This window comes from Streptomyces sp. LBL (assembly GCF_029893585.1).
Taxonomy (GTDB): Bacteria; Actinomycetota; Actinomycetes; order Streptomycetales; family Streptomycetaceae; genus Streptomyces.
In genome coordinates, this window is sequence record NZ_JARXYX010000020.1 from 46,736 (window position 1) to 66,980 (window position 20,245).

Consider the following 20,245-nt stretch of genomic DNA (forward strand, 5'->3'; position numbering starts at 1 on the left):
CTACTTGTCATCCACCCCGATGTGATGCACCCGCACCAGGTTGGTCGAGCCCGAGACTCCCGGCGGGGAGCCGGCCGTGATGACCACGACGTCGCCTTTCTCGCAGCGGCCGTACCGCAGCAGCAGCTCGTCCACCTGGTCGACCATCGCGTCCGTGGACTGGGCCTGGGGGCCGAGGAACGTCTCCACGCCCCACGTCAGGCTGAGCTGGGAGCGGGTGGCCGGTTCGGGGGTGAAGGCGAGGAGGGGGATCGGGGAGCGGTAGCGGGACAGCCGGCGGACGGTGTCGCCGGACTGGGTGAACGCGACGAGGAACTTGGCGTTGAGGAAGTCGCCGATCTCAGCTGCCGCTCGGGCGACGGCGCCGCCCTGGGTGCGGGGTTTGTTGCTGTCCGTGAGCGGGGGGAGACCCTTGGCCAGGATGTCCTCCTCGGCCGCTTCGACGATTTTGGCCATGGTGCGGACCGTCTCGATCGGGTACTTGCCGACGCTGGTTTCGCCGGACAGCATCACCGCGTCGGTCCCGTCGATGACGGCGTTGGCGACGTCGCTGGCCTCGGCCCTCGTCGGGCGTGAGTTCTCGATCATGGATTCGAGCATCTGTGTGGCGACGATGACGGGCTTGGCGTTGCGTTTGGCGAGTTTGATCGCGCGTTTCTGGACGATCGGGACCTGTTCGAGGGGCATTTCCACGCCGAGGTCGCCGCGGGCGACCATGATGCCGTCGAAGGCGTCGACGATGCCGTCGATGGCGTCGACTGCCTGGGGTTTTTCGATTTTGGCGATGACGGGGAGTCTGCGGCCCTCTTCGTCCATGATGCGGTGGACGTCGTGGACGTCGTGGCCGGTCCGTACGAACGAGAGGGCGATGACGTCGAAGCCGGTGCGCAGGGCCCAGCGGAGGTCTGCTTCGTCCTTGTCGGAGAGTGCGGGGACGGACACCGCGACTCCGGGGAGGTTGAGGCCCTTGTGGTCGGAGATCACGCCGCCTTCGATGACGGTGGTGTGGACGCGGGGGCCGTCGACGGAGGTGACTTCGAGGCAGACTTTTCCGTCGTCGACGAGGATGCGTTCGCCGAGGGTGACGTCGGTGGCGAGGCCTTGGTGGGTGGTGCCGCAGCTGTGGCGGTCTCCCGCGGCGTTTTCTTCGACGGTGATGGTGAAGGTGTCGCCGCGTTCGAGGAGTACGGGTCCTTCGGTGAAGCGGCCGAGGCGGATCTTCGGGCCTTGAAGGTCGGCAAGCAGGCCGACGCTGTGGCCGGTCTCGTCGGAGGCCTTGCGTACGCGCTGGTAGCGCTCCTCGTGTTCGGCGTGGGTGCCGTGGCTGAGGTTGAATCGGGCGACGTCCATTCCGGCCTCGACGAGCGCTTTGAGCTGGTCGTACGAGTCGGTGGCGGGGCCAAGGGTGCAGACGATTTTTGCTCGGCGCATGGTCTGAGCCTAGAGCTTACTGGCGGGTAGGGAATTGGGCGCGCATGGCTGCTCAATAACCTTTGGGTGAATGGGTATTGACAAGGGTTGAATTGCGCATAGGGGCGCTCCCATGAGCATTCGATGGGATTTTCGATGTGCAGCTACTTTGCGGCTGTAAACGCCTCCGCGGATCACAGACGTGGCGGGGCCATGGTGAATCGGGCGTTGACCTGGGCGTGGACGCGTTGGCGTTGGGGTTCGAGGTCGAGGGGGGCGGCGGCGGTGTTCTCGGTGGCGCCGTGGGCCATGGAGCGCATGCGGCTGCCGGGTGGGGCGGGGTAGGCGGGTGGGGTGCTGTCGGCGCCGGTGTCGGCGAGTTCCACGAGGGCGGTGAGTGTGGTACCGAGGGCTTCGGCGTATTCCCTGGCGCGTTGCACTGCTTCGCGTACGGCTTGCTGTCGGGCTTGGCGGTGGGCGGGTGAGTCGGGGCGCAGGGTCCACCAGGGGCCGTCGACGCGGGTGAGGTCGAGGTCGGCGAGGCGGGTGGTGAGTTCGCTGAGGGCGGTGAAGTCGGTGAGTTCGGCGGTGATGTGGACGCGGCCGTGGTGGGCGTGGACGCGTTCGCCGCGGCCTTCTTTGAGTTGGGGGGTGAGGGAGAAGGCGCCGGTTTCGAGTCGTTCGACTGAGTCGCCGTAGGTTTTGATGAGGTCGAGGACGGTGGTGTTGCGGCGGGTGAGGTCGTCGAGGGCGGTGCGGCGGTCTTTGCCTCGTGAGGCGACGGTGATGTCGAGGCGGGCGATTTCGGGGTCGACTTCGAGGTGGGCTTCGCCGCGGACGGCGATGCGGGGGGCGTCGGGGGTGCCGTAGGGGGCGGCGGCGCCCGGGTGGTGGTGGTCGGGGGGTGGGGTGGTCATGTGTCCCACTGTGTCAGTTCTTATCTGCTTGGGGGCCGTGCTGGTCATCAGATCGAGACGTGTGGGGTCTGTTGCGGCTGGGTGTGTTCGGGCCAGAATCTACGCGCGTCATTGATCATGATGCGAGGACCGTTCGGGCCGTTCTGCGAGGAGTTCGAGATATGTCGTTGGGTCGCCGGAAGTTCCTGAAGAAGTCGGCCGTGACCGGGGCGGGGGTGGCGCTGGCGAGTGCCGCGGCGGCTCCGGCGGCGCAGGCCGCGGGGGCCGGGGAGATGGGCAAGGCTGAGGTGGCGGGGAAGGGGCGTGGGCCGGTGAAGCGGTACTCGCTGACGGTCATGGGCACCACCGACCTGCACGGTCATGTCTTCAACTGGGACTACTTCAAGGACGCGGAGTACGCGGACGCCCAGGGCAACGCGCAGGGTCTGGCGCGGATCTCGACGCTGGTGAATCAGGTCCGCGCGGAGAAGGGCCGGGGCAACACGTTGTTGTTGGACGCCGGCGACACGATTCAGGGTACGCCGTTGACGTACTACTACGCGAAGGTCGATCCGATCACCGCGGAGGGTGGTCCGGTGCATCCGATGGCGGCGGCGATGAACGCGATCGGGTATGACGCGGTGGCGTTGGGCAATCACGAGTTCAATTACGGGATCGAGACGCTGCGGAAGTTCGAGGAGCAGTGTGACTTCCCGTTGCTGGGTGCGAACGCGTTGGACGCGAGGACGCTGCGGCCGGCGTTTCCGCCGTACTTCTTCAAGAGGTTTCCGGTGAAGGGGGCGCCGCCGGTGAAGGTGGCGGTGCTGGGTCTGACGAATCCCGGTATCGCGATCTGGGACAAGGCTTATGTGCAGGGCAGGTTGACGTTTCCGGGTCTGGAGGAGCAGGCGGCGAAGTGGGTGCCGAGGCTGCGGTCGATGGGTGCGGATGTGGTGGTGGTGTCGGCGCATTCAGGGTCGTCGGGTACGTCGTCGTACGGCGATCAGGTGCCGTATGTGGAGAATTCGGCGGCGCTGGTGGCGCGGCAGGTGCCGGGGATCGACGCGATTCTCGTCGGTCATGCGCATGTGGAGATTCCGGAGCTGCTGGTCGCGAACGAGGAGACGGGGCGGGAGGTCGTGCTGTCAGAGCCGTTGGCGTACGCGGAGCGGCTGTCCGTGTTCGACTTCGAGTTGGTGTTGTCGAGGGGCCGTTGGACGGTCGAGTCGGTTTCGGCGTCGGTGCGCAATGCGAACTCGGTTGCCGATGATCCGAGGATCTCCCGGCTGCTGAAGGACGATCATGATGTCGTGGTGGCGTATGTGAACCAGGTGGTCGGTTCGGCGACGGAGACGCTGACGACGGTGGATGCCCGTTACCGGGACGCGCCGATCATCGATCTGATCACCAAGGTGCAGGAGGACGTGGTCAGGGCGGCGCTGGCGGGTACGGAGTTCGCGTCGGTGCCGGTGATCGCGCAGGCGTCTCCGTTCTCGCGGACGTCGGAGATCCCGGCCGGGGAGGTGACGATCCGGGATCTGTCGAGCTTGTATGTGTACGACAACACGCTGGTCGCGAAGTTGATGACGGGGGCGCAGGTCCGGGCGTATCTGGAGTACTCGGCGCAGTATTTCGTGCAGACGGGGGCGGGCGCGGTTGTCGACGTGGAGAAGGTGACGAACGCGGGTGGTCGTCCGGACTACAACTATGACTATGTGTCGGGGTTGTCGTATGAGATCGACATCGCCCAGGCGGCGGGGTCGCGGATCAGGAACCTGTCGTATGACGGTGCCGCGCTGGACGATGGGCAGCAGTTCGTGCTGGCGGTGAACAACTACCGTGCCAATGGCGGTGGTGCGTTCCCGTATGTGGCGTCGGCGAAGGAGTTGTGGTCGGAGTCGACGGAGATCCGGACGCGGATCGCGGAGTGGGTGACGGCGAAGGGTGTGCTGGATCCGAAGGACTTCGCGTCGGTGGACTGGAAGCTGACGAGGAACGGCACGCCGGTCTTTTAGGGCTTCACCTCTCCCAGGGCTTCACCGGATGTCGACGAGGGGGGTGAGTGTCGGTGCCTGGCGGGCGGGTGGGATGTGGGGCTGTGGCTGTGAGAGGCCGAAGGTGGTGAAGGCGGTGCGGGTGGGCAGTGGGTAGGGATTCGTCTCCGTCAGGGTGTTGAGGATGGTGGCGCTGCGCCAGGCGGCGAGGCCGAGGTCCGGGGTACCGATGCCGTGGGTGTGGTGTTCGGCGTTCTGGATGTGGACCGTGCCGGTCACGGAGGGGTCGAGGACGAGGCGGAACTGTTCGTCGACGCGGGGGCGTTCGCGGTGGTCGCGGCGTAGGTAGGGGTCGAGGCCGGCGAGGATGCGGTCGAGGGGGCGTTCGCGGTAGCCGGTGGCGAGGACGACGGCGTCGGTGGTGAGACGGGTGCGGGTGTTCTGCTGGGTGTGTTCGAGGTGGAGTTCGATTTCGGTGGTGGCGATGCGGCCGGCGGTGCGGACGCGGACGCCGGGGGTGAGGACGGTGTCGGGCCAGCCGCCGTGGAGGGTGCGGTGGTAGAGCTCGTCGTGGATGGCGGCGAGGGTGTGGGCGGCGATGCCTTTGTGGAGTTGCCACTGGGTGGTGACGAGGCGGTCCCGGACGCTTTCGGTGAGGGCGTGGAAGTAGCGGGTGTAGTCGGGGGTGAAGTGTTCGAGGCCGAGCTTCGAGTACTCCATGGGTGCGAAGGCTTCGGTGCGTCCGAGCCAGTGGAGTTTCTCGCGGCCGGCGGGGCGTCGGCGGAGCAGGTCGAGGAAGATCTCGGCGCCGGACTGTCCGGAGCCGATGACGGTGACGTGACCTGCGGCGAGGAGTGTGTCGCGGTGGTCGAGGTAGTCGGCTGCGTGGATGACGGGTACGCCGGGTGCTTCGACGAGGGGCTTGAGGGGTTCGGGTACGTACGGTTCGGTGCCGATGCCGAGGACGACGTTGCGGGCGTAGGTGCGGCCGAGGGCTTCTGCCTCTCCGTCGGTGCCGGGTTGGGTGAAGTCGACCTCGAAGAGGTCGCGTTCGGGGTTCCAGCGGACGGCGTCGACCTGGTGGCCGAAGCGGAGTGCGGGGAGGTTCTCGGAGACCCAGCGGCAGTAGGCGTCGTATTCGGCGCGTTCGATGTGGAAGCGCTCGGCGAAGTAGAAGGGGAAGAGGCGCTCGCTGGTTCTGAGGTAGTTGAGGAAGGTCCAGGGGCTGGTGGGGTCGGCGAGGGTGACCAGGTCGGCGAGGAAGGGGACCTGGATGGTGGCGCCGTCGATGAGCTGGCCTGGGTGCCAGTCGAAGGTGGGGCGCTGTTCGTAGAAGACGGTGTCGAGTTCGGTGAGGGGGTGGGCGAGGGCGGCGAGGGAGAGGTTGAAGGGGCCGATACCGATACCGACGAGGTCGCGGGGTGCGCCGGGCTCGTGGTGCGGGGGGTTGGGGTGTGGGGGCTCGTGGTGTGAGGGGTTGGGGTGTGGAGGGTTGGAGTGTGGGGGCTCGTGGTGTGGAGGGTTGAGGTGTGGAGGGTTGGGGGGCGTGGTCATCGAGGGGTTTTTCCTTCCGCGGGTGATTCGGCGAGTTTCAGGAGGCCGGCCAGGTCCTCTGGCTGGACGTGGGGGTTGAGGAGGGTCGCCTTGAGCCAGAGCCGGCCGTCGAAGCGGGCGCGGCCGAGGACGGCGTGGCCGTCGGTGAGGAGTCGGCGGCGTACGGCGGCCACGGCGCTGTCGGTGGCGCCGGGTGGGCCGGAAGAGGACCGAGCTGATGGTGGGCGGGCAGGGGGCCGCCGCGGGCGAGGGTGCCGTCGTGCAGCGCGTCGAGGACGGTGTGGAGCAACGGCCGCAGGGCGTGGGGGCTTCGGTGCCTGAGGCGAGCGGCGGCGTGCTCATCGTTGATCTCCGGGGCGCTGGGCGAGGGGAGTTCCAGCCTGTACGCGGTTGCGTGGACACGCCCGAAAAGTTCAACGATCGGAACCCGAAGGGGGGTACTGCCGTGCGAGGGGCCATCTTGTCCAAGAAGACGCCCCCGCCGAACTCACAGCCGCTCTCGCGAAGAACTCCTCAAAGTGGGGTGACCCGGGCGAAGCTACTGGCTGGTGAGGCATGGGAGCAGGCCAAGCCCACCGTGCTGGCGTCCCTGGGCCTGCCCGAGGGGGCGGACGAGCACCTGGCGGCGCGGGCCGCGCTGCCGGACGGCGCCTGCCGGGGGGGTGGCGGCCCGGCTGCCGGACAACGCGCAGATCTCCTTCGACGATGACGGCCGCCTGCACTTTGCCGCCCTGGCGCCGGAGCCCGAACCGGCTTCCCTCCTGGACCTGCGGGCGGCGGTGAACGCGATGCTGCCCCGCGTGGACCTGCCGGAGGTGTTGCTGGAGGTGTTCTCCTGGACCGGCGCGGACCAGGCGTTCACCTCGGTCACCGGCTGCGAGGGGGCATCGCTTCCCCCTCGCCACAGATAACAGAGCCGCTTCACGTAGCGGCTGGAGAACGTCACCACAGGTGACGGATCACGTCAGCGCAGATATTGGGCTGTTATCTGCGGGACGACTTCGCGGACCGCTCACGGTCGGCACCGCATCGGGCGCCCACCAGCGGCCCCGGACGCTTAGGCCTCTCGCACGCGCAACGCCCGCTCCAGGTCGTCGAGTTGGTCGGTGAGTTTGCGGCGCAGGGCGGGGATGGGGTCGGCGTCGCGCAGGCATTCCTCGCCGAGGCGAAGGGTGTCGGTGTCGACCGCGTAGGCGGGGAAGGCCCAGCGGCCTGCGGCGTCGGCGATGGCGGGGCCGCGGCGGGCGGCCACGGCGACGGCGTCCTGGTAGTAGCGCGGTACGTACTCCCGTACCAGGTCGGCCTGTTCGGGCTGCCAGAAGCCCTGGGCGGTGGCGGTGAAGAGGTAGTTGGAGAGGTCGTCGTCGGTGAACATCGCCTCCCACGCCCTGTGCTTGGCCTCGGGGTCGGGCAGCGCGGCCCGGCAGCGGGCGGCGCCCTCCTGGCCGGTGGCGGACGGGTCGCGTGCGAGTTCGGCGGCGATGGCCCGCTCGTCGGTGGCGCCGAGGACGGCGAGCCGGCCCAGGACGCGCCAGCGCAGTTCGGGGTCGAGTTCGGGTCCGCCGGGCACGGTGCCGTCGGCGAGCCAGGCGGCGATGGTGTCGGGGTGGGCGGCGACGTCGATGACGTGGCGTACGGCGATCAGGCGCAGGCCGGGGTTGTCGCCGTCCTCGGTGCGGCGGATGAGGTCGCGGCACAGGGCGGTGAGGGTGGTGAGGGCGGCGGGCCGCCGTTCGGGGGTGAGGTAGCGGTCGGTGACCTGGGCGGAGGCGAAGGCGAGGACGCCCTGGACGAGGGCGAGGTCCGTCTCGTACGGCAGGTGGGTGCGGGCGGCCTCCAGGTAGGCGGCGGCGGGGAGTTCGCCGTCGCGGACGGTGTCCCGGAGGGCGTTCCACACGACGGCGCGGGTGAGTGGTTCGGGCAGGCCGGACAGGACCTTTCTGACGGTGTCGAGGGACTCGGCGTCGAAGCGGACCTTGGCGTAGGTGAAGTCGCCGTCGTTGAGGAGGACGAGGGCGGGGCGGGGGCCGGCGGCGCCGATGCCGATGTTGCCGGTGGCGGGGAGGTCCGCCTCCAGGCGCTTGCGCAGGGTCAGCAGGCGCGCGTCGTGGAGGTCGCGTTCGTAGACGCCGATGACGATGCGGTGCGGGCGCAAGCTGCCGGGCGACTGGAGGGTGGTGAGATGGGTGAGACCGTGGCGGTTCTTGGCGGGGTCGGGCTCGGACCGGACTCCGGGGCCGCTCCCGTGCCGGATGTCGAGGTGCCAGTTTCCGTCCTCGGCTCGGACTTCGGAGGTGAGGGTGTCGACGCCGGTGGTGCGCAGCCAGGCGTCGGCCCAGGCGTGGACGTCGCGTTCGGTGTGGGCGGCGAGGGAGTCGATGAAGTCGGCGAGAGTGGCGTTGGCGAAGCGGTGGCGGGTGAAGTGGGTGTTGATGCCGGCCAGGAAGTCCTTCTCGCCGAGCCAGGTCACCAGTTGACGCAGGGCGGAGGCGCCCTTGGCGTAGGAGATGCCGTCGAAGTTGAGGAGGGCGGCGTCGGTGTCGTCGACGTTCTCGGGGGCGACGGGGTGGGTGGAGGGGCGCTGGTCGGCGTCGTAGCCCCACGCCTTGCGGGTGACGCCGAAGTCGGTCCAGGTGTCGGTGAAGCGGGTGGCTTCGGTGAGGGTCTGGTAGCCCATGTACTCGGCGAAGGACTCGTTCAGCCAGATGTCGTCCCACCAGCGCAGGGTGACGAGGTCGCCGAACCACATGTGGGCCATCTCGTGGGCGATGACGATGGCGCGGGTCTGGCGTTCGGTGTCGGTGACGGCGGAGCGGTAGACGAACTCGTCGCGGAAGGTGACCAGGCCGGGGTTCTCCATGGCGCCGGCGTTGAACTCGGGGACGAAGGCCTGGTCGTAGGAGTCGAAGGGGTAGGGCTCCTCGAACTTCTCGTGGTAGCGGTCGTAGCACTGCCGGGTGATCTCGAACAGTTCGTCGGCGTCCGTGTCCAGGTGGGGGGCGAGGGAGCGGCGGCAGTGGATGCCGAAGGGCAGGCCGCGGTGTTCGGTGCGTACGGAGTGCCAGGGTCCGGCGGCGACGGCGACGAGGTAGGTGGAGATCAGCGGGGTGGGTGCGGCCTGCCAGCGGCCGTCGCCGAGGTGGTCGGTGACGCCGTTGGCGAGCACCGTCCAGCGCGCGGGGGCCGTCACCGACAGTTCGAAGACGGCCTTGAGGTCGGGCTGGTCGAAGGCGGCGAAGACGCGCTGGACGTCGTCCATGAACAGCTGCGTGTAGACGTAGGTCTCGCCGTCCGTGGGGTCGGTGAAGCGGTGCATGCCCTCGCCGGTGCGGGAGTAACGCATGTCCGCGTCGACGCGCAGTTCGTGCTCGCCGGGGGTGAGGTTTTTCAGCGGCAGCCGGTTCTCGTCCAGGGTCTCGGGGTCGAGGGGCTGTCCGTCGAGGGTGACGGTGCGCAGCGTGGCGGGCTTGACCTCGACGAAGGTGTCCGTGGCGTCGTGGTCCGCGCGTACGGTGAACCTGATGACGGTGCGGGAGCCGAAGGTGTCGTCCCCGGTGGTCAGATCGAGGTCGATCGTGTAGCGGTGGACGTCGAGGAGCGTGGCTCGGGTCTGCGCTTCGTCGCGCGTCAGTACGGACATGCAGGCCATGCTGCCTGATGGCACCGACCAGGCACAGAGGCGGATCGGTACGCGCCCTATGTCCGGCCTTGTTCGAGCTTGCCGGTGTGCGCCCTCTGTGCGTACTGGAGCGGGACCTGGGCGTCCGGGTGAGGCGGGGCGGGCCGTGCGGGAGGGTTGCCGGTCTCGGTGTGGTCCTTGGCGAGGGCGCGTAGCGCGCGTACCTCGTGTTCGAGGGCGAGATGGCGCTGGTGGGTGTCGAACAGGTAGCGGACCTTGGTGCGCAGGGCCCAGGGGTCGATGGGTTTCATGACGAGGTCGGCGACGCCGAGTCGGAAGGCGGCGGAGGTCAGTTCGTGGTCCGGGCCGAAGCCGGTGAGCAGGATGACGGGAATGTGCTGGGTCTGTTCCAGGCGGCGCAGGTAGCGCACGACGTCCAGGCCGCCGACTCCGGGCGTGCGTACGTCGAGCAGGAGGAGGCCGACCTGGCCGCGCAGCACCTGTTTGAGGGCCTCGTCGCCGCTGGTGGCGCGGGCCGTCCGGTAACCCAGCGGGGCCAGGGCGCTTTCCAGCGCGTACAGCGTGTCCTCGTGGTCGTCGACGATGAGGATTCTGGCATCCGACGGCATGGCCCGACGTCCCTCCCTCGTGCCCTCGTGGACAGACCAGCATATGCCGGGGAGCTGACGGGGCGTGCTCGTCAGCTGACAAGGAGTACACATCGCAGCATGGCGCTCCGGGGCCCCCGTGTCACCTCCCCGGGCGCGTCGGACGAGGTCAGTTCGCCAGAGGTGTCGAGCTGTTGCTCGTGTCCTCGGCGATCCGCTCGTGGTGTCTGATCACCTCGGCGACGATGAAGTTGAGGAACTTCTCAGCGAAGGCCGGGTCGAGTTTGGCGTTCCCGGCGAGGGTGCGCAGACGTTCGATCTGGCGACCCTCGCGGGCCGGGTCGGCGGGCGGCAGCCGGTGGCGGGCCTTGAGGTGGCCTACCTGCTGGGTGCACTTGAAGCGTTCGGCGAGCATGTGGATGACGGCCGCGTCGATGTTGTCGATGCTGTCGCGCAGCCGGGCGAGCTCCTCGCGGACGGCGGGGTCGACGTCATCACCGGTTCCGGTGTTGCTGGTGGTCATGGGCGACCACCCTAAGGGGCGGGCGCGTGTTCGATCATGGGTGGATCGGTCGGGTCGGGGACCTGGTTGCTCCAGCCGCCGGGGACGGTGCGGCCCTGCTGGGCGCGGAAGCGGACGGGGGCGGTGCCGACCCGGCGGGTGAACAGGCGGGAGAAGTAGGCCGGATCGTCGTAGCCGACGCGGCGGGCGACGGCCGCGACGGGCAGTTCGGTGGCGGCGAGGAGTTCCTTGGCGCGGCCGAGGCGGACGCCGAGCAGGTAGTCCTTGGGGCTGCAGCCGGCGCCACGGCGGACGGCGGTGCGCAGTTCGGCGGGTGTCATGCCGTGCCGGGCCGCGTGGTCGGCGACGGACATCGGCAGGCACGCGTCCCGGGCGAGGGCCTTGAGGACCTGGTCGCCGTCGGGTGCGAGGTCGGCGCGGGCGCGGCGCAGGGCGACGAGGAGTTCGTGGACGGCGGCGCCGGTCTCCACCTCCAGGAGCGGGTTGTCGCGGCGGGCGGCGCGGGCGATGCGGGCGATGACGCCGCGCGGGCCGGTGGCGTCCGACAGGGCAACCACGGGCCGGTCGGGTTCGATGTAGCCGAGTTCGGTGTACGTGACGGTGGCGGGCCCGGAGAAGTCGACGAAGCCCTCGTCCCAGCCGGTGCCCGGGTCGGGTGCGTAGTGGTGCGGGACGCCCGGGGTGAGCCACAGCAGGGCGGGCGCGGTGATGGCCGTACGGCGGCCGTCGGGGTACAGGTACCAGCCGGCGCCCGCGTTGATCACGACGGCGACGTGATGGTCGAGGGTGCGGGGGCCGACGGTGGGCAGGGCGCCGTACTGGAGGCCGACGCCGAGGCAGACGAGGCCGAGCCGGTGGTGGGCGGGTCCGGGAGTGAGGAACCGCATCCAGGTGTGGTACATCCGCGGTCCTGTCTGTGTGTCTTGTCTGTGTGTCTTGTCTGTGTGTCTTGTCTTCTGCGCGTTCCGGGTGTTGTGCGTCCCGGGTGTGGTGCGTTCCGCGCGTCCTGTATCCCGGGAGGTTTTGCGTTCCGGGTGTTTTCCGTCCAAGCAGCGCCGATCTTTGTCCATGGACGTGATCCCCGCCAGAGGATGAGGGTGGAGCGTATGAGCGAGTTCAGGGTGGGGGACGCGGACTTCCTGCTGGACGGGCGGCCGGTGCGACTGTTGTCCGGTGCGCTGCACTACTTCCGGGTGCACGAGGCGCACTGGGGGCACCGGCTGGCGATGCTGCGGGCGATGGGCCTCAACTGCGTGGAGACGTACGTGCCCTGGAACCTGCACGAACCGCACCCCGGCGACTTCCGGGACGTGGCGGCGCTGGGCCGGTTCCTGGACGCGGCCCGGGAGGCGGGGCTGTGGGCGATCGTGCGGCCGGGGCCGTACATCTGCGCGGAGTGGGAGAACGGGGGGCTGCCGCACTGGGTGCCGGGGCATCGGCGCACTAGCGACGAGCGTTTTCTACGGCCCGTGGAGCTGTGGTTCCGGCGTCTGCTGCGGGAGGTCGTGCCCCGGCAGCTCGACCGCGGCGGCCCGGTGCTCATGGTGCAGGTCGAGAACGAGTACGGCAGCTACGGCTCGGACGCGCGCTATCTGGACCGCCTGGCCGGTCTGCTGCGCTCGGAGGGTGTCACCGTGCCGCTGGTCACCTCGGACGGTCCGGAGGACCACATGCTCACCGGCGGTTCGCTGCCCGGGGTGCTCGCCACGGTGAACTTCGCCTCCGACGCGCGCGGGGCATTCGAGACGCTGCGCCGGCACCGCGGCGCCGGGCCGCTGATGTGCATGGAGTTCTGGTGCGGCTGGTTCGACCACTGGGGTGGCGCGCACACCGTACGGGATGCGGAGGAGGCCGCGGCGGCCCTGCGGGAGGTCCTGGAGTGCGGGGCCTCGGTCAACCTGTACATGGCGCACGGGGGCACGAGCTTCGGCGGCTGGGCGGGGGCCAACCGGGGCGGCGGCGAGCTGCACGAGGGGGCGCTGGAGCCGGACGTGACCTCGTACGACTACGACGCCCCGGTCGACGAGTTCGGACACCCGACGGAGAAGTTCTGGCGTTTCCGCGAGGTCCTCGCCGAGTACGCCGACGGCCCGCTGCCCGAACCCCCTCCCCCACCCCCGGCGTTGGGTGCGCCGGCCGAGGTGGCGCTGACCGGCTGGGCGTCCCTGGGCGCCGTACTCGATGTGTTCGGCGGACCGGAGACCTCGGCTCCCGTGCCGCCGGCCTTCGAGGAGCTGGACGTGGACCGGGGGGTCGTGCGCTACGAGGTGACCGTGCCGGGGCCGCGGCAGCCCTATCCGCTGACCGTGCGCGGGCTGCGGGACCTGGCGGTGGTGTACGTCGACGGGCGGCGGGCCGGGACGCTCACCGAGGACGACGCCCGTCTGAAGGAGCCCGTCGCCGGGCACGCGCGCGTGGAGCTGTGGGTGGAGTCCCTGGGGAGGGTCAACTACGGCCCCCGGGCCGGCGAACCGAAGGGGATCACCGGGGGGCTGCTGCACGAGCGGCAGTATCTGCACGGGGTGCGCGCGCGGGGACTGCGGCTGGACTCACTGGACTCACTGGACTCACTGGACTCACTGGACACATTGGACGCGCCGGACGGTGTCACGGGGGTAGCTTTCGGGGCGCTGCCCGGGGACGGTGGCCCGGGTCTGTACCGGGGCACGGTCACGGTCGCCGGCGCCGGGGACGCCCGCCTGGAACTGCCGGGCTGGACGCGCGGCTTCGTGTGGATCAACGGCTTCAACCTGGGCCGCTACTGGTCAGCGGGCCCGCAGGAGTCGCTGTACGTGCCGGGGCCGGTGCTGCGGGAGGGCGTCAACGACGTGTGGGTACTGGAGTTCGAGGAGGCCGCGCTCGGGCCTCGCCTCCAGGTCCGGTAGAGGTTCCGCGCCGGGCCCGGTAGAGCCTCCGTGTCGTATACCCGGGAGGTTCCGGCCGCGTCCCCGTAGAGTGGAATCGGGTTCAGGGCGTCTTGGGGGTACGGGCGTGGCGAACGACGGACCGGTCGAGCACGGCTACCCGCATCTGGAGACGGTACGGGCCGCCATCACCGCGCTGTACAAACGGCTGTCGTACGACACCATCCAGACGTTCGCGACCAGTCTGGCCCCCGTCGACGTGGCGTTCTGCGACACCGACGACCTCTATCTGGGGGCGCAGCGGGTGGCCCGTGAGCTGGTGCGGCACTACCGGCTGCCGGACGCCCGGCTGGTGGTGAGCTTCCGCGAGATGACCCACGCGGCGAACGTCGAGCTCACCGCCGGGCCCGAGTACTTCGTCGAGCTGAACGACCGCTTCCGCACCCATCGCCGGGACATCGGGGCGGCCCTCGCGCACGAGGTGATGCACGTCTATCTGCACCGCCTCGATCTGTTCTTTCCCGGCACCCGCGAGAACGAGATCCTCACGGACACGGCGACGACGTATCTGGGCGCGGGGTGGCTGCTGCTGGACGCGTACCGGGAGGACGCGGCGTCCTCGCAGAAGCTCGGGTATCTCACGCCCGAGGAGTTCGGATACGTCCTCGCCAAGCGAGCCCTGGTCTTCGGCGAGGACCCGTCCGTGTGGTTCACCAGCCCGCAGGCCTACCCGGCGTACGTGAAGGGCATGGCACGGGCCCGCCAGGACGAACAGCAGCCGCCGCTGACCGCGGCGGGCTGGGCGGGCCGGCGCCGCTACGCCCGCGACCGCCGGCACGCGCCCGGACCGGGACCGGAGCAGGGGCGGGGGCAGGGGCCCGTCGTTCCCTACGCCTTCAGCCCCGACAGCGGCGGCCGTCTCCGCGTCTCCTTCCCCTGTCCGACCTGCCATCAGCGGATCAGGGTGCCCGTGCGGGGGCGGGTCCGGGCGCGGTGTGCGCTGTGCCGGACGGTGCTGGAGTGCGACACCTGACGGGCGGAGCACCAGTTCCACGCGCGGAGCCGCCTGCCGTGCCCGGGGCTCTCCACTCCGTGCGCAGAGCCGTCGCCGTACGCGTCCTGGCCGCCCAGCCCGCGGGCGGCAGCGCGCCCGGTACGGCGATGGCGATACGAGACGGGGCTGGTCGCGCCCGGGGATCCGACGGAACAGGGCTGAAACGGCTACCCCGCCCCGTACACCGCCCCCGGGGGCTCAGCCTCCGCCAGCAGCTTCAGAGCCGCCTCCCCCGCCTCGGCCGGGCTCCACCGTGCCCCCTTGTCTGTGCTCGGTCCCGGTCGCCAGCCCTCCATGACCGTGATCCGGCCGCCCTCCGTCTCGAAGACGCGGCCGGTGACGCCCGCGGCGGCAGCCGACCCCAGCCAGACCACCAGCGGCGAGACGTTCTCCGCGGCCATCGCGTCGAAGCCGGTCTCCGGGGCCGCCATGGTCTCGGCGAAGGTGCGTTCCGTCATCCGGGTCCGGGCCGCGGGCGCGATCGCGTTGGCCTGGACGCCGTAGCGGTGCAGTTCGGCCGCCGCGACCAGGGTCAGCCCGATGATCCCGGCCTTCGCGGCGGTGTAGTTGCCCTGCCCGGCCGAGCCCAGCAGCCCGGCCCCGCTGCTGGTGTTGACGATCCGCGCCTCGGGCGCCCGGCCCGCCTTCGCCTCCGTCCGCCAGTGCGCCGCGGCGTGCTTCAGTGGCAGGAAGTGACCCTTGAGGTGGACGCGGATCACGGCGTCCCAGTCGTCCTCGTCGAGGTTGACGAGCATACGGTCGCGCAGGAAGCCGGCGTTGTTGACGAGGGTGTCGAGACGGCCGTACGTCTGCACGGCGGTCCGGATCAGGGAGGCGGCGCCCTCGCTCGTGGCGATGTCGCCGCCATGGGCGACCGCTTCGCCACCGGCCGCGCGGATCTCCGCGGCCACCCGCTCGGCGGGGCTGTCGACGCCGGGTGTGCCGTCGAGGCCGCGGGTGCCGTCGAGGCCGACGCCGAGGTCGTTGACGACGAGCCGGGCGCCCTCGGCGGCGAAGGCGAGGGCGTGGGCCCGGCCGAGCCCGCGGCCCGCGCCGGTGATCACGACGACCCGTCCGGCACAGAGTCCGCTCATGTCCTGCCTCCTTTTCGACGATCTTGTCGGCGGTGGTCGGCGGTGTGGGCGCCGGTCTCGTCGGCGGTCTTGCCGACGGCCGGGTCGGCGGTCTCGGCGCCCGTCTCGACGGCGGTCTCGGCGCCCGTCTCGACGGCGGTCTCGGCGCCCGTCTCGACGGCGGTCTCGGTCGCGGTCTCGGTCGCGGTCGCGGTCGCGGTCGCGGTCTCGGTCTCGGTCGCGGCTCTGTCGCCGGCCTTGTCAGCGGTCGCAGCAGCCTTGGCGGCGGTCTCGGCCCCGGTCTTGTTGGCGGTCGCGGCGTCCAGGAATGCCGGTCGCTCGCCGCCGCCGTGGACGAGCAGGCCGGCTCCGGTGATGTAGGCGGCGGCGTCGGAGGCGAGGAAGACCGCGGCCGCGCCGATGTCGGAAGGGTCGGCCAGGCGGCCGAGCGGGACGGTGCGGGCGATCGCGGCGATGCCGTCCTCGTCGCCGTAGTGGAGGTGGGCGGACTCCGTACGGACCATGCCGACGACGACGGTGTTGACGCGGACCTCGGGCGCCCATTCCACCGCCATCGAGCGGGCGAGGTGCTCCAGGCCCGCCTTGGCCGCCCCGTATGCGGCCGTGCCGGGCGACGGGCGGCTGCCGCTGACGCTGCCGATCATGACGACGGATCCCCGGGCACGCTTCAGGTGGTCGTACGCGGCGAGCGAGGCGGTCAGCGGGGCGAGGAGGTTGAGTTCGACGACCCGGGCGTGGCGTACGGCGTCCGCGTCGGCGAGGGGCCGAAAGGGGGCGCCGCCCGCGTTGTTGACGAGGACGTCGAGGCGGGTCAGGGCGGCGAAGAAGTCCCGTACGGCGGGCGGGTCGCGCAGGTCGACGGGGACGAACTCCGTTCCCTTGACGGGCTCTTCGGGTGGTCTGCGGGCACAGACCACGACCTCGGCGCCCGCCGCGACGAAGGCCCTCGCGATCCCGGCGCCGACCCCGCGGGTGCCGCCGGTGACGACCGCGACCTTCCCGTTCAGCTCCATTCGCCGCTACCCTTCGCCTAACAAACGTTTGGTGGAAAGGTAGCTGATGCGCCCATGGGTGTCTCCACCTCGTCCCCGGAAAAGGGGATTTCCGTCTCGTCCCCGGCAGCCGGGGTCCGTGTCGTCACGGTCGACTTCCCGCCGGTGAACGCGGTGCCGGTGCGCGGCTGGTTCGCGTTGGCCGACGCCGTGCGCGCGGCCGGCCACGACACCGCGGTGCGGTGTGTGGTGCTGGCCGCCGAGGGGCGGGGGTTCAACGCGGGCGTGGACATCAAGGAGATCCAGGCGCGGGGGCAGGACGCGCTGGTCGGTGCCAACCGCGGCTGCTTCGAGGCCTTCGCGGCGGTGTACGAGTGCGAGGTGCCCGTGGTGGCGGCGGTGCAGGGCTTCTGCCTGGGCGGCGGGATCGGGCTGGTGGGGAACGCGGACGCGATCGTCGCCGGCGAGGACGCCGTCTTCGGTCTGCCCGAGCTGGACCGGGGGGCGCTGGGCGCCGCCACCCATCTCGCCCGGCTGGTCCCGCAGCATCTGATGCGCGCGCTGTACTACACCTCGCGCACGGTGAGCGCGGCCCAGTTGCGTGCGCACGGGTCGGTCTGGCGGGTGGTGCCGCGCGCGGAACTGCGCTCGGCCGCCCTGGAGTTGGCCGGTGAGATCGCCGCCAAGGACGGGGAGCTGATCCGGCTGGCCAAGGCCGCCCTCAACGGCATCGACCCGGTGGACGTGCGCCGCAGCTACCGCTTCGAACAGGGCTTCACCTTCGAGGCCAACCTCACCGGGGTGGCCGACCGGGTGCGCGACGACTTCGGCAAGGAGGCCACCGAGTGAGCGACAAGACCATGTCGGCCGAGGAGGTCGTCGGTCGCCTGACGAGCGGCATGACCCTCGGCATCGGCGGCTGGGGTTCGCGGCGCAAGCCGATGGCCCTGGTCAGGGCGCTGCTCCGGTCCGATATCACCGATCTCACGGTCATCTCGTACGGCGGTCCGGACGTCGGCATGCTGGCCGCGGCCGGACGGATCCGCAAGCTGGTCACCGCCTTCGTCACCCTCGACTCCATTCCGTTGGAACCGCACTACCGGGCGGTCCGCGAGCGCGGCGCCCTCGACCTCATGGAGATCGACGAGGCGATGCTTCTGTGGGGTCTGCGGGCGGCGGCGAACCGGCTGCCGTTCCTGCCGGTGCGGGCCGGGATCGGTTCGGACGTGATGCGGGTCAACCCCGGCCTGCGGACGGTGACGTCGCCGTACGGGGACGGGGAGACGTTCGTCGCGATGCCGGCGCTGCGGATGGATGCCGCCCTGGTGCACGTCAGCCGCGCGGACCGGCAGGGCAACGGGCAGTACCTCGGCCCGGACCCGTACTTCGACGACCTGTTCTGCGAGGCGGCCGACACGGCGTACGTGTCGTGCGAGCGGATCGTGGACACGGCGGAGCTGACCAAGGAGGCCGCCCCGCAGACCCTGCTGATCAAGCGGCACACGGTCGCGGGGGTCGTCGAGACGCCGAACGGCGCGCACTTCACGTCCTGCGTCCCGGACTACGGGCGGGACGAGGCGTTCCAGAAGCGGTACGCGACCACGCCCTGGGCCGAGTTCGCGGAGCGGTTCCTCGACGGGGACGAGCAGGCCTACCAGTCGGCAGTCAGGGAGGCGACATGACCACGGTGACCCGCGCCGAGTACTGCGTGATCGCCTGCGCGGAGGCCTGGCGGGACGCGGGCGAGATCCTCGCCAGCCCCATGGGCCTGATCCCGTCCGTCGGCGCCCGGCTGGCCCGCCGCACCTTCGCACCGGACCTGTTGCTGACCGACGGTGAGGCCATGCTCGTCGGCCCGGACGGCGCCGTCGAGGGCTGGCTGCCCTACCGGCACCACCTCACTCTGGTCACCGGCGGCCGACGGCACGTGATGATGGGCGCGAGCCAGATCGACCGGTTCGGCAACCAGAACATCTCCTGCATCGGCGACTGGGCCCGGCCGAAACGGCAGTTGCTCGGAGTGCGCGGGGCCTCGGTCAACACCCTGAACAACCCGACCAGTTACTGGATCCCGAGGCACTCCCGGCGGGTCTTCGTCGAGCGGGTCGACCTGGTGTGCGGGGTGGGGTACGACCGTGCCGCAAGGCATCCGGGGACGGCCCGCTTCCATCGCATCCCCCGGGTCGTCTCCGACCTCGGCGTCTTCGACTTCGCCACCCCGGACCGCTCGATGCGGCTGGCCTCGCTGCATCCGGGCGTCACCGTGGACCAGGTCGGGGAGGCCACCGGCTTCGAGCTGACCGTCCCGGACGAGGTGCCGTACACCCGTGAACCGACGCCCCGGGAGCTGGAGTTGATCCGTGAGGTGATCGACCCGGGGAACACCCGCGCCCGGGAGGTCGGGGCCTGATGGACACGGCACTCACCCGGCTGGTCGGTGTCCGCCACCCGCTCGTGCAGACCGGGATGGGCTGGGTGGCGGGCCCCCGCCTGGTCTCGGCGACGGCCGAGGCCGGCGCCCTGGGCATCCTGGCCTCCGCGACGATGACCCCCGACCGGTTGCGTGAGGCGATCCGCGAGGTGCGGTCCCGCACGAGCGCGCCGTTCGGCGTCAACCTCCGGGCCGACGCGGCCGACGCCGGCGACCGGGTGCGGATCATGATCGAGGAGGGGGTGCGGGTGGCGTCCTTCGCCCTCGCGCCCTCCCCCGAGCTGATCGCCGAACTGAAGGCGGCGGGGGTGGTCGTCATCCCGTCCATCGGTGCCCGCCGGCATGCCGAGAAGGTCGCCGCGTGGGGCGCGGACGCGGTGATCGTGCAGGGTGGCGAGGGCGGCGGCCACACCGGCGAGGTGGCGACGACCGTGCTGTTGCCGCAGGTGGTGGACGCGGTCGGGATACCGGTGGTGGCGGCGGGCGGCTTCTTCGACGGACGGGGGCTGGTCGCGGCGCTGGCCCACGGGGCGGCCGGGGTGGCCATGGGCACGCGGTTCCTGCTCACCTCGGACTCGACGGTCCCGGACGCGGTGAAGGCGCGGTATCTGGCCGCGACCGTCAGGGACGTCACGGTCACCACGGCTGTCGACGGCCTGCCGCACCGCATGCTGCGGACGGAACTGGTCGACGCCCTGGAGTCCTCCGGCCGCGCCCGCACCCTGCTGCACTCGGTCCGCCGGGCAGCGGGATTCCGCAGGCTGTCCGGGCTCACCTGGCGGCAGATGATCCGCGACGGCCTCGCCATGAAGCACGGCAAGGAGCTGACCTGGGGCCAGGTGCTGCTCGCCGCGAACACGCCGATGCTGCTGAGGTCGGCGATGGTGGACGGCCGTACGGATCTCGGGGTCATGGCGTCCGGGCAGGTCGCCGGGGTGATCGACGACCTGCCGTCCTGCGCGGAGCTGGTGGAGCGGGTCATGAAGGAGGCGGAGGAGACGCTGGCCCGGCTGGCAGCCGCCCGATGACGGTCGCAGGGGTCTGAACGGCCGGCCCCGCGCCGCCCTCCTCAGAGCCGCTCGATGACGATCACCTGAGCCGGACGCCCGACCCCTCCCCGCACCGCACCGCCCCGCCAGCCTGACGCCCGACCCCGCGCGCCCTCCCCGAAGCCCCCCGACGACAACCACATGAGCCCGACGCCCG

The 20,245-nt window shown here is 70.7% G+C and carries 15 protein-coding genes and 3 pseudogenes; 8 read left to right on the forward strand and 10 right to left on the reverse strand.

Annotated elements, in window-relative coordinates:
* A complete protein-coding gene (pyk, locus tag M2271_RS23855) occupies positions 1–1,431 on the reverse strand; it encodes a pyruvate kinase (protein ID WP_280889346.1) in 1,431 nt (476 codons plus the stop codon).
* 173 nt (positions 1,432–1,604) lie between these two features.
* The gene (locus tag M2271_RS23860) at positions 1,605–2,327 is read right to left on the reverse strand and encodes an SIMPL domain-containing protein (RefSeq protein WP_280889347.1); all 723 of its coding nucleotides are present in this window, start codon (positions 2,325–2,327) and stop codon (positions 1,605–1,607) included.
* Between the two features lie 161 nt (positions 2,328–2,488).
* Between M2271_RS23860 and M2271_RS23865 the strand changes: the two genes are divergently transcribed.
* Positions 2,489–4,321, forward strand: a complete 1,833-nt coding sequence (locus M2271_RS23865; RefSeq protein ID WP_280889348.1) for a 5'-nucleotidase C-terminal domain-containing protein — start codon at positions 2,489–2,491, stop codon at positions 4,319–4,321.
* Between the two features lie 21 nt (positions 4,322–4,342).
* Here the strand turns inward: M2271_RS23865 and M2271_RS23870 are convergent, their stop codons facing one another.
* Together M2271_RS23870 and M2271_RS23875 are read right to left on the reverse strand one after the other, a co-directional pair.
* Positions 4,343–5,854, reverse strand: coding sequence for a SidA/IucD/PvdA family monooxygenase (locus M2271_RS23870; RefSeq protein WP_280889349.1), 1,512 nt, complete (start codon positions 5,852–5,854; stop codon positions 4,343–4,345).
* Positions 5,851–6,079 (reverse strand): annotated as a pseudogene (locus M2271_RS23875) (aspartate aminotransferase family protein); the annotation flags it as partial. The gene M2271_RS23870 and the pseudogene M2271_RS23875, both read right to left, overlap by 4 nt.
* A 276-nt stretch (positions 6,080–6,355) precedes the next feature.
* Between M2271_RS23875 and M2271_RS42575 the strand changes: the two are divergent.
* Positions 6,356–6,729, forward strand: a pseudogene (locus M2271_RS42575) (Tn3 family transposase); the annotation flags it as partial.
* 182 nt (positions 6,730–6,911) lie between these two features.
* On the opposite strand, the gene pepN reads toward M2271_RS42575, so the two are convergent.
* The 4 genes from pepN to M2271_RS23900 form a co-directional block, all read right to left on the reverse strand.
* A complete protein-coding gene (gene pepN, locus M2271_RS23885) occupies positions 6,912–9,503 on the reverse strand; it encodes an aminopeptidase N (protein WP_280889351.1) in 2,592 nt (863 codons plus the stop codon).
* Positions 9,504–9,550: 47 nt separating this feature from the next.
* Positions 9,551–10,102, reverse strand: coding sequence for a response regulator (locus M2271_RS23890; RefSeq protein ID WP_280889352.1), 552 nt, complete (start codon positions 10,100–10,102; stop codon positions 9,551–9,553).
* A gap of 148 nt (positions 10,103–10,250) precedes the next feature.
* A complete protein-coding gene (locus tag M2271_RS23895) occupies positions 10,251–10,604 on the reverse strand; it encodes a chorismate mutase (protein ID WP_280889353.1) in 354 nt (117 codons plus the stop codon).
* An 11-nt stretch (positions 10,605–10,615) separates the two neighbouring features.
* On the reverse strand, positions 10,616–11,506 hold the full coding sequence (locus tag M2271_RS23900) for an AraC family transcriptional regulator (RefSeq protein ID WP_280889354.1): 891 nt from the start codon (positions 11,504–11,506) through the stop codon (positions 10,616–10,618).
* A 204-nt stretch (positions 11,507–11,710) separates the two neighbouring features.
* Here M2271_RS23900 and M2271_RS23905 point away from each other — a divergent pair, with 204 nt between their 5' ends.
* Together M2271_RS23905 and M2271_RS23910 are read left to right on the forward strand one after the other, a co-directional pair.
* Complete coding sequence (locus M2271_RS23905) at positions 11,711–13,489, forward strand: beta-galactosidase (RefSeq protein ID WP_280889355.1); 1,779 nt, start codon at positions 11,711–11,713, stop codon at positions 13,487–13,489.
* 106 nt (positions 13,490–13,595) lie between these two features.
* Complete coding sequence (locus M2271_RS23910; RefSeq protein WP_280889356.1) at positions 13,596–14,501, forward strand: hypothetical protein; 906 nt, start codon at positions 13,596–13,598, stop codon at positions 14,499–14,501.
* A 188-nt stretch (positions 14,502–14,689) separates the two neighbouring features.
* Here M2271_RS23910 and M2271_RS23915 read toward each other — a convergent pair whose 3' ends face one another.
* Entirely contained in the window at positions 14,690–15,616 is a 927-nt protein-coding gene (locus M2271_RS23915) for an SDR family oxidoreductase (protein ID WP_280889357.1), read from the reverse strand.
* Positions 15,617–15,897: 281 nt separating this feature from the next.
* A pseudogene (locus M2271_RS23920) lies at positions 15,898–16,629 on the reverse strand (SDR family oxidoreductase); the annotation flags it as partial.
* Between the two features lie 54 nt (positions 16,630–16,683).
* Here M2271_RS23920 and M2271_RS23925 point away from each other — a divergent pair.
* Genes M2271_RS23925 through M2271_RS23940 form a run of 4 tightly spaced genes read left to right on the forward strand, consistent with a single transcriptional unit; the run spans position 16,684 to position 20,067 of the window.
* A complete protein-coding gene (locus M2271_RS23925; protein ID WP_280889358.1) occupies positions 16,684–17,457 on the forward strand; it encodes an enoyl-CoA hydratase family protein in 774 nt (257 codons plus the stop codon).
* A complete protein-coding gene (locus M2271_RS23930; RefSeq protein WP_280889359.1) occupies positions 17,454–18,290 on the forward strand; it encodes a CoA-transferase in 837 nt (278 codons plus the stop codon). The genes M2271_RS23925 and M2271_RS23930 overlap by 4 nt, the downstream gene beginning before the upstream one ends.
* Complete coding sequence (locus tag M2271_RS23935) at positions 18,287–19,018, forward strand: CoA-transferase (RefSeq protein WP_280889360.1); 732 nt, start codon at positions 18,287–18,289, stop codon at positions 19,016–19,018. Before M2271_RS23930 ends, M2271_RS23935 begins: the two co-directional genes overlap by 4 nt.
* Positions 19,018–20,067, forward strand: a complete 1,050-nt coding sequence (locus tag M2271_RS23940; protein ID WP_280889361.1) for a nitronate monooxygenase — start codon at positions 19,018–19,020, stop codon at positions 20,065–20,067. The genes M2271_RS23935 and M2271_RS23940 overlap by 1 nt, the downstream gene beginning before the upstream one ends.
* Positions 20,068–20,245 lie beyond the last annotated feature (178 nt).